This window comes from Marinobacter qingdaonensis, assembly GCF_034555935.1.
GTDB classification, from domain to species: Bacteria; Pseudomonadota; Gammaproteobacteria; order Pseudomonadales; family Oleiphilaceae; genus Marinobacter; species Marinobacter qingdaonensis.
Genome location: NZ_JAYDCJ010000003.1, coordinates 1,730,714 through 1,744,491 on the forward strand (window position 1 = coordinate 1,730,714; position 13,778 = coordinate 1,744,491).

General features: G+C 62.6%; 13 protein-coding genes. 8 read left to right on the plus strand and 5 right to left on the minus strand.

The genetic code is table 11. The annotated features are described in order from the left end of the window. Window positions 1-66: 66 nt before the first annotated feature. Complete coding sequence (locus U5822_RS11185; protein WP_322855704.1) at window positions 67-1,047, minus strand: GlxA family transcriptional regulator; 981 nt, start codon at window positions 1,045-1,047, stop codon at window positions 67-69. A gap of 370 nt (window positions 1,048-1,417) precedes the next feature. On the opposite strand from U5822_RS11185, the gene U5822_RS11190 reads away from it, so the two are divergent. The 6 genes from U5822_RS11190 to U5822_RS11215 all read left to right on the plus strand — a co-directional run bounded on the left by U5822_RS11190 (window position 1,418) and on the right by U5822_RS11215 (window position 8,514). Further along, window positions 1,418-3,220 carry an acyl-CoA dehydrogenase gene (locus tag U5822_RS11190; protein ID WP_322855705.1) on the plus strand — a complete coding sequence of 601 codons (1,803 nt, stop codon included), beginning with the start codon at window positions 1,418-1,420 and terminating at the stop codon, window positions 3,218-3,220. Between the two features lie 159 nt (window positions 3,221-3,379). After that, window positions 3,380-3,637, plus strand: a complete 258-nt coding sequence (locus tag U5822_RS11195; RefSeq protein WP_322855706.1) for a hypothetical protein — start codon at window positions 3,380-3,382, stop codon at window positions 3,635-3,637. A gap of 90 nt (window positions 3,638-3,727) precedes the next feature. Next, window positions 3,728-4,015 carry a hypothetical protein gene (locus U5822_RS11200; RefSeq protein ID WP_322855707.1) on the plus strand — a complete coding sequence of 96 codons (288 nt, stop codon included), beginning with the start codon at window positions 3,728-3,730 and terminating at the stop codon, window positions 4,013-4,015. A gap of 176 nt (window positions 4,016-4,191) precedes the next feature. Then, window positions 4,192-6,228 (plus strand): PhoX family protein, encoded by a 2,037-nt coding sequence (locus U5822_RS11205; protein ID WP_322855708.1) that lies wholly within the window; start codon window positions 4,192-4,194, stop codon window positions 6,226-6,228. A gap of 214 nt (window positions 6,229-6,442) precedes the next feature. Continuing rightward, complete coding sequence (locus tag U5822_RS11210; protein ID WP_322855709.1) at window positions 6,443-8,086, plus strand: methyl-accepting chemotaxis protein; 1,644 nt, start codon at window positions 6,443-6,445, stop codon at window positions 8,084-8,086. Window positions 8,087-8,151: 65 nt separating this feature from the next. Then, the gene (locus tag U5822_RS11215; protein WP_322855710.1) at window positions 8,152-8,514 is read left to right on the plus strand and encodes a DUF4870 family protein; all 363 of its coding nucleotides are present in this window, start codon (window positions 8,152-8,154) and stop codon (window positions 8,512-8,514) included. A gap of 53 nt (window positions 8,515-8,567) precedes the next feature. Here U5822_RS11215 and U5822_RS11220 read toward each other — a convergent pair whose 3' ends face one another. Both U5822_RS11220 and U5822_RS11225 read right to left on the minus strand, forming a co-directional pair. After that, window positions 8,568-9,452, minus strand: coding sequence for an EAL domain-containing protein (locus U5822_RS11220; RefSeq protein ID WP_322855711.1), 885 nt, complete (start codon window positions 9,450-9,452; stop codon window positions 8,568-8,570). A 3-nt stretch (window positions 9,453-9,455) separates the two neighbouring features. After that, complete coding sequence (locus U5822_RS11225; RefSeq protein WP_322855712.1) at window positions 9,456-10,259, minus strand: GGDEF domain-containing protein; 804 nt, start codon at window positions 10,257-10,259, stop codon at window positions 9,456-9,458. 350 nt (window positions 10,260-10,609) lie between these two features. Here U5822_RS11225 and U5822_RS11230 point away from each other — a divergent pair, with 350 nt between their 5' ends. Both U5822_RS11230 and U5822_RS18370 read left to right on the plus strand, forming a co-directional pair. Then, on the plus strand, window positions 10,610-11,674 hold the full coding sequence (locus tag U5822_RS11230) for an OmpA family protein (protein ID WP_322855713.1): 1,065 nt from the start codon (window positions 10,610-10,612) through the stop codon (window positions 11,672-11,674). A 16-nt stretch (window positions 11,675-11,690) separates the two neighbouring features. Beyond that, window positions 11,691-13,154, plus strand: coding sequence for a thrombospondin type 3 repeat-containing protein (locus U5822_RS18370; protein WP_425259087.1), 1,464 nt, complete (start codon window positions 11,691-11,693; stop codon window positions 13,152-13,154). A 66-nt stretch (window positions 13,155-13,220) separates the two neighbouring features. Here the strand turns inward: U5822_RS18370 and U5822_RS11255 are convergent, their stop codons facing one another. Next, window positions 13,221-13,349: a hypothetical protein gene (locus U5822_RS11255; RefSeq protein ID WP_322855714.1), complete on the minus strand. Its 129-nt coding sequence runs from the start codon at window positions 13,347-13,349 to the stop codon at window positions 13,221-13,223. Beyond that, the gene (locus U5822_RS11260) at window positions 13,346-13,639 is read right to left on the minus strand and encodes a DUF6316 family protein (RefSeq protein WP_322855715.1); all 294 of its coding nucleotides are present in this window, start codon (window positions 13,637-13,639) and stop codon (window positions 13,346-13,348) included. Before U5822_RS11260 ends, U5822_RS11255 begins: the two co-directional genes overlap by 4 nt. Window positions 13,640-13,778: the final 139 nt, after the last annotated feature.

A 13,778-nucleotide genomic window follows, 5' to 3' on the forward strand; every position in this document is an offset into this window, starting at 1 on the left:
CGAAGAGCGGCAAATTTTGGCCCTTCCTGTTATTAAGATGCATATCGCAGGCCATGTGTTACAGGGCTATCGGCCGAATCGCGAACGATAGGCACCGGGTGCCAGACCGGTGTGTTTTCGGAACAGCCGACTGAACGAACTGATGTCCTCGTAGCCGACGGCATTGATGATTTCGTCAATCGGCCGACGGGATGTCTCCAAATGATGACGGACGTGCTCCACCCGCAGCAGTTGCAGGTAGGTGTTCGGGGTATCGCCCGTGGCCGCCTTGAACCGGCGCAGCAGCGACCGCTCGCTCAACCCGGACTGCCGCGCCAGCTCCGCCAGCAGAATCGGTTTGGCGAAGTGACGGTCGAGCCAGTCCTGCAGGTTCAGCACTGTCTCATCCGAGTGGTAGCGCTTGACCTGCAGTGCGCTGTAGGGCGCCTGGCTGGTTCGCCCGGCATCGATCACAAAGGCCTTGGCCAGTTGCCGCGCCGTCTCCGCCCCGGCAAACCGCTCCACCAGGTACACTCCCAGATCCCACCAGGCCATACCACCGCCGGCACAGGCCAGGGCGCCATCCACCGTGATCAGTTTTTCCGGGTGGCAGGAAACGGCCGGGTAGCGCTGGCGAAACTGATTGCTGAACCCCCAGTGGGTGGTGGCCTCCCGGCCATCGAGCAAACCGGCTTCGGCGAGCAGGAAGGCACCGGTGCAGTTGCTGGCGATCAGCGAACCGGACGATGCCTGCTCCGACAACCACTGCACCAGGCTCCGGTTCTGTGCCAGGACATCGCCTATGGGGGCGCCAATGGTGGGCACCACGATGATATCGGCCCGGGCCAGTTCAGGGGCGCCCCAGCGGCCATCGGCCATCAGGGTCAGGCCATTGATGCAGCGACAGGGCCCGCCATCCTCGGTCAGCAGCTGGGTCCGGAACCGGGGTTCTGGCGCCTCGCCGTGGATGCGCGCCCAGGTCACCCCGGCCAGGCGGAACAGATCGACAATCCCGGTGATGGCGCTGGCCAGGGCGCCGTCGAAGCCGATGATGGAAACCGTGTGCATGGATTACTCCCGGACTAGGCTGCCGCAGCGAGTGGCGCTCCCGGGACTGTCGGCAGCAGGGATGCTGCCGTCAAGCCCACAGGGATGTGGTCAATGCGTGTCCCGGGAGCGCCACTCGCTGGGGCGGCCGGGCGGACGACCGCAGTTCCCGAGAGGTCGATACCAGGCGGCACTGTCCGGGACACGCTGTGAATACGTCCATGTACGCTTGGGTGCGGCATCCTTGCCGCACACAGTCCCGGACAGTACCGCCTGATATCGCCCATCGATCTGGGTGCTGTGGCGGTATTGGCCAAGTTTATGTCATTAATGCCGGTTTTCTAACCCCTGTGCCTGTGACACTCTGTGTGCAACTGACAGGAGAAGCTCAATGACCGACACACTGATCGATCGCCGGGATCTGGCGTTCCAGCTCTACGAAGTCCTCGATACCGAAGCCCTGACCACCCGCGAGCGCTTCCACGAGCACAACCGGGACACCTTCGATGCCGTGATCGAAACCGCCGACCGGATCGCCCGGGACAAGTTTGCTACCCATAACAGCGCCGCCGACAAGGACGAACCGCGGTTCGTGAACGGGGCTGTGGAGATGCTGGCGGAGGTCAAGGAAGCCTTCGATGCCTACTCTGAGGCCGGTTTCATCGCCGGTCGCTACGACTACGAGCTGGGCGGCATGCAACTGCCGGAATCGGTGATGGCCGCCTGTAACGGCTTCTTCACCGCCGCCAACCCCGGCACCGCCGGCTACCCGTTTTTGACCACCGCCGCGGCCAACCTGATCCGGGTGTTCGGCAACGAGCAGCAGCAGGCGACCTTCCTGCCGCACATGCTGTCCGGCCGATTCACCGGCACCATGGCGCTGACCGAGCCCCACGCCGGCTCCTCCCTGGCGGACATCCGCACCTCGGCCACGCCCACCGACGACGGCCACTACCTGATCAAGGGCGCCAAGATCTACATCTCTGGCGGCGAGCAGTCGCTGACCGAGAACATCGTGCACATGGTGCTGGCCAAGATTAAGGGCGCCCCGGCGGGAGTGAAGGGCATTTCCCTGTTCATCGTGCCCAAATTCCGGGTGGATGAGGCAGGCGAGGCCACCGAGCGCAATGGCGTCAGCCTGGCCGGGCTGATCCACAAGCTGGGTTATCGCGGCACCACCTCGACCGCCCTGAGCTTCGGGGACGACGCGCCCTGTCACGGCTATCTGGTCGGCGAGCCCCATCAGGGGTTGAAGTACATGTTCCAGATGATGAACGAGGCCCGGATCGGCGTCGGATTTGGCGCTGCCGCCATCGGCTACCGGGGCTACATGCACAGCCTGGAGTACGCGAAAGAGCGCCTGCAGGGCCGCAAGCCGTCGGAAAAGAACCCCGAGGCGCCCCAGGTGCCGATCATTGAACACGCCGACGTGCGCCGGATGCTGCTGGCGCAGAAGGCCTACAGCGAGGGCGGTCTGGCGCTGTGCCTGTACGGCGCCCGGCTGATGGACGACCAGCATACCCATCCGGACGAGCAGAAGCGTTTGGAGGCGGGCAAGCTGCTGGACCTGCTGACCCCGGTGATCAAGGCCTGGCCGTCCGAATACGGGCCCAAGGCCAACGACCTGGCGATCCAGGTCTACGGCGGCGCCGGCTACACCCGGGAGTACCCGGTGGAGCAGTGCTGGCGGGATAACCGCCTGAACCCCATCCACGAAGGCACCAACGGCATCCAGGCCCTGGATCTGCTGGGCCGCAAGATCTGGCAGGACCAGAGCCATGGCCTGCAACTGTTGATGCAGCAGATGCAGGTGGACCTGGAAGCCGCCACCACCGAGCGCTGCCAGCAATGGGCGCTGTCCCTGAGTGAGACCCTGCAGCAGGCGGTGAAAGTGACCCAGAGCCTGGGCAAATCGCTGATGAGCGAAAACCCGGACAAGGTCCTGGCCAATGCCGCCTGTTACCTGCACCTGTTCGGGCACATCATCGTGGCCTGGATGTGGCTGCGCCAGGCCAACGCCGCCGAACAGGCACTGGCCTCGGCGGGCGCGGACGACGAACGCAATTTCTACCAGGGCAAGCTGCAGGCGGCCCAGTACTTCTTCCACTGGGAGCTGCCCACGGTCGCCCAGGACCTGGTGTTGCTGAAGAATCAGGACGATACCTGCCTGAACATGAAAGCCGAGTGGTTCTGAGCCGGACCCGGGGCGGGGCGGAAACCCTCGCCCCGGTCGGCAGTGGCGAAAGCGGTGGTTGTGAGCCAGACTTGAAATGACCCGCCTGGGCGGGTCGGTCTCGGCATGTTGAGTAAACCTATAACAACAGACTCACTCAACCACAGGGATGGCTTGGCCATGACAACACCGAATGCCTCGTCGGCGGCCGTGCACTGGTCGGTGCACACGTTGCTGACCGAATATCTAACCTCCGGCCGGTTGGTCGAAGTGGTTTACCGAGACAGCGCCGGGCAGGTCTGCATGGTGCACGAAGTGATCCGGGATCTGTTCAGTCGCGCCGGGCGGGATTTCGTCCTGCTGGGGCGGGGAAACCTGGTCAGCATCGACCACATCATCACCCTCGATGGCCGCCGGATTGGCGCAAGCTCTCACTAACCAAAGAGTAATCCTCCGGCAATTGTATGTTACCGAATGTAACCGTATTCTGATTATCCAGTTTGTTCGCACCATTGGAGGGATACGGTTATGAACAAATTCACGCTGAGTGCCTTGGCGTTGGTGATGACTCTGGGTCTTGCTGCGTGCAGCTCCGAGGACAACGAGGGGGTCGATCTGGAGAAGGCCGCCGATAACGCCGAAGAAATGATGGACGACGCCGGCGACGCCGCCGAAAACACCTACGAGGATGCGACTGGGCAGTCTGCCTGGGAGCAGACCAAGGACGCCGTCGACGACACCGCCGAGGAAATCGGCGAAGCCGCGGAAGAGGCGGGTGAAGCCATGGAAGAAGGCTACGAGGAAATGACCCAGTAAGCCGCTTTCCAGAGTCCGGCGCGGGGCCGCCGCGCCGGAACTGTGACCCTGTCGTCAACTGCGACCGGTGTCATCAAACGTTAACCCATCTGTCTTGACCACGACCGCCGATTGTCACATTTCCCGTCGACACTGACCTCTCCTTACGTGACACCCCAAATAACAGGGAGAGAGACATGGCCAAGCACGACCTGGATCCGAACTACCTGGATCCCAACTACGAACCCGTGGTCAACCGTTCCGGCAACCATCCGTTCCACGAAGTCCTGGCCGCGCGCCTGCAGCGCCGCTCGGTGATGAAGGGCACCGTGGGTGCCGCCCTCGCCAGCCTCATGGGGGTGACCCTGGTGGGCTGCTCCAGCGATGACGACGATGACGCCGCCGACAGCGCCGACAGCAGCGGCGGCTCGGCCAGCGCCGCCACCGAACTCGGCTTCAAGGCCATTCCGGTGTCCACCGCCAACCAGGTGGTGGTGCCCGAGGGCTACTCGGCCGTGCCGTTCCTGCCCTGGGGCACGCCCATCACCGGCGCCTACCCGGAATTCCAGGCCGACGCCTCCAACACCGGTGCCGAGCAGGAGCAGCAGGTGGGCATGCACCACGATGGCCTGCATTTCTTCCCCATTGACCAGAAGGCCGGTGGCAACAGCTCCACCGAAGGCCTGTTGGTGATGAACCACGAGTACATCAATCAGGACGCCCTGCATCCGAATGGCGCCACCGCCGCCGCCGATAACCTTGGCGTTCGCCCGGAAGACGAGGTGCGCAAGGAAATTGCCGCCCATGGCGTGTCCGTGGTGCACATCAAGCAGGACAGCAACGGCACCTGGGACCTGGTGTTCGGCAGTCCGTTCAATCGCCGGATCACCGGCGGTACCGAGATGGACATCCGCGGCCCGCTGCGCGGCTATTGCAAGTTGGTCACCCGATTCAGCCCAAGCGCCACCGAGACCCGGGGTACCCTGAATAACTGCTCCATGGGTCCGACCCCCTGGGGCACCTACCTGGCGGCCGAGGAAAACTGGCACGGCTATTTCGCCAACAGCGAGGTCAACCCGCCGCGGGAGCAGACCCGCCATGGCGTTGGCAGTTCCAGCCGGTACGACTGGGAGCTGGCTGCAGGCGGCGCCGACGCCTACGTGCGCTTTGACGTCACCCCCGGTCTTGGTGATCCGGATACCGACTACCGCAACGAAGCCAACACCTACGGTTACATGGTGGAAATCGACCCGTTCACCCCGGAAGCTAAGCCCCAGAAGCGCACCGCCCTGGGCCGGTTCGGCCACGAAGGCGTGATCTTCGCCCCGGCCGTCGAGGGCAAGCCGGTGGTGTGCTACTCCGGCGACGATTCCCGGTTCGAGTACATCTACAAGTTCGTTTCTTCTCAGCCCTATTCGGCGGCAACCGCCGGTGGTTACCTGCTGGACGAGGGCACCCTGTACGTGGCCAGGTTCAACGACGACGGCACCGGTGAGTGGCTGTCGCTGTCTCTCGAGGACGACGATTTTGCCGCCAAGGTGACGGCCGCGAATGGCTCCATGGTGGGCGACATCAACTTCACCGGATTCGCCGACCAGGCCGACGTGCTGCTCAACACCCGCCTGGCCGCCGACATCGCCGGCGCCACGCCCATGGACCGCCCGGAGTGGGGCGCGGTGGACCCGAACACCGGTGAGGTCTATTTCACCCTGACCAACAACTCCCAGCGCACCGAGGGGCAGACCGACGCCGCCAACCCGATCGCGGAAAACCGCACCGGCCACATCATCCGCTGGAGCGAAGCCGGTGGCGACCATGCGGCCACCAGCTTCGACTGGGACATCTTTGTCTTTGCCGGCGAGCAGGGCACCGAAACCGTGGTCGACGGCGAGGCCGTGGTGACTCTGGACGACGACAACATCTTCAACAGCCCGGATGGCCTGTGGTTCGACTACAACGGCCGGCTCTGGATCCAGACCGACGGCTCGGACGCCGCGCCCTACCAGAACAACATGATGCTGGCGGCCAACCCGGTTACCCGTGAGATCAAGCGTTTCTTCGTGGGCCCGGTCGGCTGTGAGGTCACCGGTGTGGTCACCACCCCAGACGTGAAGACAATGTTCGTCAATATCCAGCACCCCGAGGTCGACTGGCCGTTCGGCACCGAGGGCGATCACCCGCGCGATGCGACGGTGATCGTCACCCGTGATGACGGAGGCGTGGTCGGCGCCTGATTGGCATAGCACTCTTGAAGGCCGCGCCGCCGGCCGGTTCCATCAGGGAGCCGGTCGGCGGTGCGGCTTTTTGGGTTCAGGATTTCCCACCCTGGCCGATAGCCAGAAAGAGTGAACTAAAGTAGGAGTTCCTCACCCAGTCTGATTCATTAATCTCCTTGATGGCCTCGAGCTGACACATGACCACACCAACAACAAAGGTCGAGAGGTTGTTATGGCATTGCTTGATCGTTCGACGATTCTTTTGGGACTGGCGCTTGCGCTCGCAGTGGCGGTCGCCGCAACCCTGGGGGCACCCATGCTAGGTCTGGATCCGGGATCGGTGCTCATTGGCCTGCTGGCGGGCCTGGCGCTGGCATTGGGGTATTTCATTGTCCGGGTGCTGGAGCCCATCGAGCGCGGCATTCGCGGCCTCAACGACCACAGCCTGGATGCGGATCACCCGCTCCGCCGCCAGTGCGCCCAGGTGCTGGCCGACGCCGAGGCGGGCCGGGCGCTGGTGGCCACACTCTCCGGCAGCGCCGACCAGAACGCGATTTCCGCCGCCCAGGTGTCCTTCGCCGCCGATCAGCTCAAGCTCCGGCTCGACCGGCAGGTCCAGGAGACGGCTCAGATCGCCGAGTACGCCGGCCAGATTACCGAGAACGTGCGGGCTTCCTCGGCCCAGGCCACCGATGCCGCCACCATGGCGCACCAGGCCAGCGTCACCAGTGCCGAGGGGCGTCAGGCACTGATGGACGCCATCGATCGGGTCCGGGTGGTGCACCAGCAATCGGGCGAGAACCTGAAGCTGATCCAGGCCCTGAACGACAAGTCCGAGAAGATCCAGGGCGTGACCAGCACCATCCAGGGCATCGCCGAACAGACCAACCTGCTGGCCCTGAATGCCGCCATCGAAGCGGCCCGGGCCGGCGAGCAGGGCCGGGGCTTTGCCGTGGTTGCCGATGAGGTTCGCCAACTGGCGGGCCGCACCGCCGAGGCCACCAGCGAGGTGGCGGAAACCCTGCAGGAAATCCGCTCGGGCACCCAGCAGATCGTCAGCCGTATCGAAGACCTGGCCCGCAGTGTGGAGGACGGTCTGACCTCGGTGGAAAGTGTGGGCGAGCGTCTGGACCAGATCCGCGATCAGTCGGACCGGGTGCAGCAGCAGGTGGCGTCGATTGCCGAAAGCGATCGGAGCAACGAGCAAAGTCTGGAGCAGGTGTTTGCCGGCATCGAGACCGTGAAGGGTGAACTGGAGGAAAGCGACAGCAGTGTCGCGGCACTGGCCGAGCAGGCCGCCACTCTCATGGAGCTGGCCGAAGGCGCCAATGCCGCCTTTGCCTTGCACAGCGACGCCAGCTACCACCGGTTCTTCTACGAGCAGGCCAGGGCCGGCGCCGACCGGATTGGCCAGCTGTTCGAGCAGGCGATCGGGGAGGGCGCAATCGGCGAGCAGGCGCTGTTCGACAGGAAGCGGGACAAGATCGCCAACACCCTGCCGCCCAAGTACGCCAGCAGCTTTGATGACTTTACCGATAGGGCCTTGCCGTCGATACAGGAATCGGTCAAAGACTCGCATCGGGCCCTGGTGTTTGCCATCTGCGCCGCGCCCGACGGCTATGTGCCCACTCACAACCGGGAGTTTGCCCACGACCAGACCGGCGACGCCAAGGTCGACCTGGTCAAGAGCCGCAGCAAGCGACTGTTCAACGATCGCACCGGCATCCGGTGTGGCAGCCACACCCAGGACATGCTGCTGCAGACCTACCGGCGTGACACCGGCGAGATCATGCACGACCTGTCGGTGCCCATCTACGTCAAGGGCAAGCACTGGGGTGGCTTCCGCCTGGGCTATCGTCCGAACAACCACGGATAGGCCCCGCCTGGCGGGGCCGGTGGCCTATGGTAGACTGAATCGGCACATTTGAAAGGAGATTTCCCTTGGCCGAGCAGGAACACATTCCCGCCACCCCCGATCCTATCGCCCAGCGTTCCGACCCCGCGCGCAATCTGGCGGTCCTGGTCTACATCCTCCAGGCGCTGTCGTTCTTCGTCGGCGGCATTACCGGCCTGGCCGGCGTGATCATCAATTACGTCAAGCTCGACGATGTCCGCAACACCTGGATCGAACGCCACTTCCGCTGGCAGATCCGCACCTTCTGGATCGGTCTGCTGTGGACCGTGATCGGCATCATCACCACACCGCTGATCATCGGCTGGTTCATCCTGCTGGGCATTTCCATCTGGATCATCTACCGGATCGTGAAAGGGGCACTGGCCCTGAACGAAGGCAAATCTGTGTAAGCGGAGCGCACCCCGCGCCGGACGCGTCCCCGGCGCCGGGTGTAGGCGCCGGGCTAGCGCATGACCGGTGCCAGGTCCGCGGGGCACTGCCATTGCCGGTAGTCCGCAATTGGCAGGGGCCGGGCGTAGTAATAACCCTGAACGTAATCGGCGCCCAGCCCCGACACGATGTCGTGCTGTTCCCTGGTTTCGATCCCCTCCACGGTGACTGTCAGGCTGAGCGCCTGGGCAATCTCAACCATGGACTTGATGACGGTCCGGGCATGGGGACTGTAGGGCAGGTTGGCGACGAACGCCCGGTCGATCTTCAGGCCGGACAGGGGCAGTTGTGACAGGTACTGGAACGAGGAATAACCGGTCCCGAAATCGTCGAGGCTGACCAGGAAACCCTGGTCGATCAGGCTCTGTATTGCGACTTTGGCGTGGGCGGGGTCGCGGATGAGGGCACCCTCGGTGATCTCCACCTCCAGCATTGCCGGGTCCACGCCGTGGGATTTCACGAAGCGCCCCATCTTGTGCACCAGTTCGTCGTCCATGAGGTTCTTGGCCGAGAAGTTGATGCTGACCGGTGCCAATCGGTAATTCTTGACGTCCTTGCAGGCTTTCTCCACGACAAACCGGGTGACCGGATCGATCAGGGTCGTATTTTCGAGCTTGGGCATGAACGACCCCGGTGAAATGATCGAACCGTCTTTGTTGATCCAGCGCAGCAGGCCCTCGCCGCCGGCGTGGCGACCGGTTTTCAGGCAGATCTTCGGTTGGTAGTAGAGGGTGAATTCGTCCCGCTTCAAACCCTGCCGAACCCGGGAAATGAGCCGGACCCGCTCGGCGGTTTTATGATCGAACGAGGGGTCGTAGGCGCGGTAAAAGACATTGGCGTCGATGGCGGCAAACAGGCCCCGCCTGGCCCGATTCACCACGGCGCTGGTCTCGTACACGGTTCACTCCACGAAGTAGCTTCCCGCCACCAGCTGGACCCGCAACGGGATACCATCGATCTCGGTCTCGTCCTCGCCAGAGCGCCGGGCCGCATGGGCAACCTGGTCCACGTCTTCCTGGGAACTGGCAAAGAACAGCAGCAACAACTCGGACGCGCTGAACCGGTACAGGGTGTGTTCCCGGGGAATGACCGCATTGATTTTGCCCGCCAGATTGCGCACCACCTTGTCGGCGGTCTCGGCGCCCATGGCCTCCATGACCTCCCACAGGTCCTGCATGCGGATAAGCACGACCGCCGGGGTGACGGCGGATTCGTGGCTGTGCTGCCAGCGGGCCAAGGTCCGTTTCAGGTCCTCCTTCAAGGCCGCCTGATTGGGCAGGCCGGTTTCCTTGTCGATCTGGATGTCCCGCAGGTGCCGTCTGGTCGATGCCCGGAAACTCTGAAACAGCCAACTGGTGAACACGGCGATCAACAGGAAAAAGCCGATCCGAACGAGCCAGTTCTGGGGCGACTGCATCAGCCCCTTTGTGACATCCATGGGCATCAGTGGCCCCAGCAGCAAACCGGCCGCCAGGGCAACCAGAACGGTCGATGACAAGCCGAACCACGCGGCCGTGAGAATCACCGGCAGCAGAATGACGTAGGGGTAGGCGTACCCGGTACCACCGGTCGCATAGACGATGGAGGTGGCGAGTCCGAGGAAGCAGCCAATGATCAGAAGTTGCGAGAAACGCCGGATCGTCCGATCCCGCGCGCCAACGTCGAGCGTGTCCCGACCTTCGGGGGTGACAGCAAAGCCTTTCACATCCATATGCCTGTCCTGATGCTGTGTATATGTCCTGAAAATACCCCTGAAAGCAAAGAGTTGGAGAGACGTACTTTGTTATTGAACCTTAAGCCTAGTCGAGCGGGGCAGAGTTTGCGAGGCAATGCCCGCGACCTGGCCTTGATTGTCGCCGATTCTCCGATGCTCGCGGGGCAGAGGCTTCCTTTTCTGTAACGGAATGTTTCTGTTTGTGATTTTTGTGACGCGGATCTTTGCATTTTCGGCCAACCACGTCCTTACCGTTTTTTCATAATCTGTCATGGCTGGTTACAGGGCAGTTCCCAGCCCTGGGCAGCACCAGAACGATAACAAAGCGGAAAGGATTCAACATGAACTCAACAAGACAGCTCTCGGCGCTGTTGGCGGCGGGTTGCCTCATGGCTCCTGGCGCGCATGCCGAGAGCATCCAGCACGAACACGAAATCTCCCTGTTAGGCAGCTACATCGTCCCGGACGAGGACCGGACCGACGATTATGGTGCCGCCGTCCGGGCCACCTACGGTGCCCGTCTGGACAAATACTGGTGGCTTGAACCGACCTTTTTCGCCGGTGTGATCGAGACCGGTCAGGACGGCTTGACCGACCACTATCAGCAGGGGCTGGGCGTGGACCTGGCCTATCGGATCTTCGGCAATGCCTCCTTCAGTCCGTTCGCACTGGCCGGTGTCGGGCTGTCCCGGAACGACGTGGCCAGCAACTCCGCGGATGAGCTGGGTGGGTACGGCAATGTCGGTCTGGGGCTCCTGTCGTCGCCACTGACCGACTCCGGACTGAAGTTCCGGGCCGAGGTCCGTTACCTCTACGACTCCTTTGACGGTGGCCAATCCGATGTCCACCTGTCCGCCGGGATCACCGTGCCCATCGGTGCCACCCGTCGCCAGATCGTTGAAAAAATCCAGTACGTCGAGAAGCCGGTGGTGATCGAGAAGGAGCGCGTGGTTGAGCTGCCGGACTCGGACCAGGACGGCGTGGTCGATGGCGTTGATCAGTGTCCCAACACCCTCCAGGGGCTGGATGTGGATGCGGTTGGCTGTGTCCGGACCGACCAGGCCCAGAGCGTCGTCCTGCAGGGGGTGAGCTTTGAGTTCGGGTCTGATCGCCTGACCGCTAACGCGCGCGACATCCTGCAACAGGCCGCGAGAGCCCTGAGAGGCCAGCCGGATCTGACCGTGGAACTGGCGGGCCATACCGACAACCGCGGCAGTGCCGAGTTCAACCGCAGGCTGTCGCAACAGCGCGCCGAATCGGTCCGGTCCTATCTGATTGAGCTGGGGATTGCCCCGAAGCGCCTGATCGCCCGCGGCTACGGCGAGTCCATGCCGATTCAGGACAACAGCACAGAGGAAGGGCGGGAACGTAACCGTCGGGTTGGTTTCAACGTGATCAACGAGTGAACAGGGAGTTAGTACGATGATTACAAAAACAAAGGTATGGTTGAGCGCCGCTTTCATGGTGGCGGTTTTGGGCCTGGCGGGCTGTCAGGCCGACAGTGAGGTCGAACCCGTGTCCTCGTCTTCATCGGGCGATTCGGACAAGAGCTTTGATCAGGACGGTGATGGCATCAGGGATAACGAGGACTCCTGCCCGACCACGGTGAACTCCGGGCTGGATCGGGACGCCGACGGCATTGATGACGCCTGCGATACCGCCATCGGTCTGTCGGTCGACAACGACAGCGATGGCATTCTCAACAGTGTCGATAATTGTCCGGAGGTGGCCAACCCGGACCAGGCCAACGCCGACCGGGATCTGTTCGGCGACCTGTGCGATACCGATGCCGACGGCGACACGATTGCCGACAAGCTGCAGCAGGGTGATGGGGTGTTTACCCTTATCGACGTTGCCGACGGTGGCGACAACTGCCCGCTGATTGCCAACCGCAGCCAGGCTGACCTCGACAGCGATGAGATTGGCAACGCCTGTGACGACGACACCGACGGTGACACCATTGCCGATCTCGACGGCAATGGCGATACCCTCGATAATTGCCGTCTGGTGGCCAATCCGGACCAGGCTGACTCCAATCTTGACGGCATTGGTGATGCCTGTCAGAACGACGACGACAATGATGGCGTGCCGAACCCCGACGACAATTGCCCAGTGGCAGCCAATCCCAATCAGGAAGATCTCGACACAGACGGCGTGGGTGACGCCTGCGATGACGATACCGACGGTGACGGCATCTCTGACGAGGATCCGATTGGCCAGCCCAACGACAACTGCCCCTTAGTTGCCAACGCCGATCAGGCCGACACCGATGGTGATGGCATCGGCGATGCCTGTGACCTGGTCAACGACGCCGAATACGCCTGTGGTACCAGCGATGAGCCATTCACGCCGATGCTTGCCTCCGATGCCGACGTCCGCGCCGTGGCGACCGAGGATGCCTCCGATTGCACCCTCTCGCTCCTGGGCAGTTTGCTCTGCAGCGCCGATGGTGCAGGTAATGTAGTCGATGCCGATCTGGGCAATACGGCAAGCCTGCAGAACACCGATTTGCTTGGGCTGAGCACCATCCGTCTGCGGGTGTCCGCCACCACCGGATTTGCCTATCCGGGGGCCAATGCGCTCGGGGTGGCGTTCGATGAAAGCCCTCAACTGCTGCAAGCGGATCTGTTGGGTGGAGACCTGATCGTGCGCACCAAACTGGGTGGTAATATCCAGGAGGAAAGCACGGCGGACGGTGCGCTGGACCTGGATCTGCTCGGAGCTTCCGGTGTACTGGGCGGCAGTGACTCGAGCTTCCTGGTGTTCCAGACCGAGAAGCGCTTTGACAGCGTGGAAATCGAGTTTGGCCCTTCGCTGCTGTCACTGCTGAATGAGGTGAATGTGTCCGCGGTGTGCGCCAGCAAGACCGGGGTGACCCTGCCGTAGCGGCGCTTCAGTCCTAAACAAAAAAAGAGCCGCAACTGCGGCTCTTTTTTTGTGCAACGACCGGGGTTACAGGGTGCTGACGTAACTCAGGGCGCAGAGACCAATCGAGAACAGGCAAAACGCGAACACCACCCGCCCACGACGGTAGGTCGGAAACAGGGTCTGCTCGTCGTCGGTGTACTGCCGGTCACTCATGACACCGCCACGGCCAGGGAGTGCCGGAACACCCGGGCCTCCACGCACAGGCCGCAGTTGTTCTTGGTGCATTGGTCCGGGTCATGCAGATGCATCTGCTGGGGGCGGCCCAGAGGGCGCTGGTTCAGACCCTTATGCATCCGGATGTGTCGACTCAGGGCATAGGACGCTTCGTTCGGGGAGTCGAACGGGCCCAGGTCGGTTTGTTCGCGGGTCAGGGCGTACCATCCGTAAACTGTGTGGATCAGACGATTCTTATGCTCACTGGGTACAGCTGATTCGATTCGCATGTCTCGGCCTTTTCTCGGTAATGAACACGCGCTACAGGAATCATCCCTGGTTGGTTTGATCCCCGAGTCCATTCCTTGGATAGGGATACGCACTACCACGTAGCTTGCTTCGATTTGGTTCCAAAAACATTGTTATTTG

Coding starts and splice junctions, on each gene's coding strand:
- U5822_RS11255 (WP_322855714.1), bottom strand. CDS start 13,349: ATGAGTGACCGGCAGTACACCGACGACGAGCAGACCCTGTTTCCGACC.
- U5822_RS18370 (WP_425259087.1), top strand. CDS start 11,691: ATGATTACAAAAACAAAGGTATGGTTGAGCGCCGCTTTCATGGTGGCG.
- U5822_RS11230 (WP_322855713.1), top strand. CDS start 10,610: ATGAACTCAACAAGACAGCTCTCGGCGCTGTTGGCGGCGGGTTGCCTC.
- U5822_RS11210 (WP_322855709.1), top strand. CDS start 6,443: ATGGCATTGCTTGATCGTTCGACGATTCTTTTGGGACTGGCGCTTGCG.
- U5822_RS11260 (WP_322855715.1), bottom strand. CDS start 13,639: ATGCGAATCGAATCAGCTGTACCCAGTGAGCATAAGAATCGTCTGATC.
- U5822_RS11200 (WP_322855707.1), top strand. CDS start 3,728: ATGAACAAATTCACGCTGAGTGCCTTGGCGTTGGTGATGACTCTGGGT.
- U5822_RS11185 (WP_322855704.1), bottom strand. CDS start 1,047: ATGCACACGGTTTCCATCATCGGCTTCGACGGCGCCCTGGCCAGCGCC.
- U5822_RS11205 (WP_322855708.1), top strand. CDS start 4,192: ATGGCCAAGCACGACCTGGATCCGAACTACCTGGATCCCAACTACGAA.
- U5822_RS11190 (WP_322855705.1), top strand. CDS start 1,418: ATGACCGACACACTGATCGATCGCCGGGATCTGGCGTTCCAGCTCTAC.
- U5822_RS11195 (WP_322855706.1), top strand. CDS start 3,380: ATGACAACACCGAATGCCTCGTCGGCGGCCGTGCACTGGTCGGTGCAC.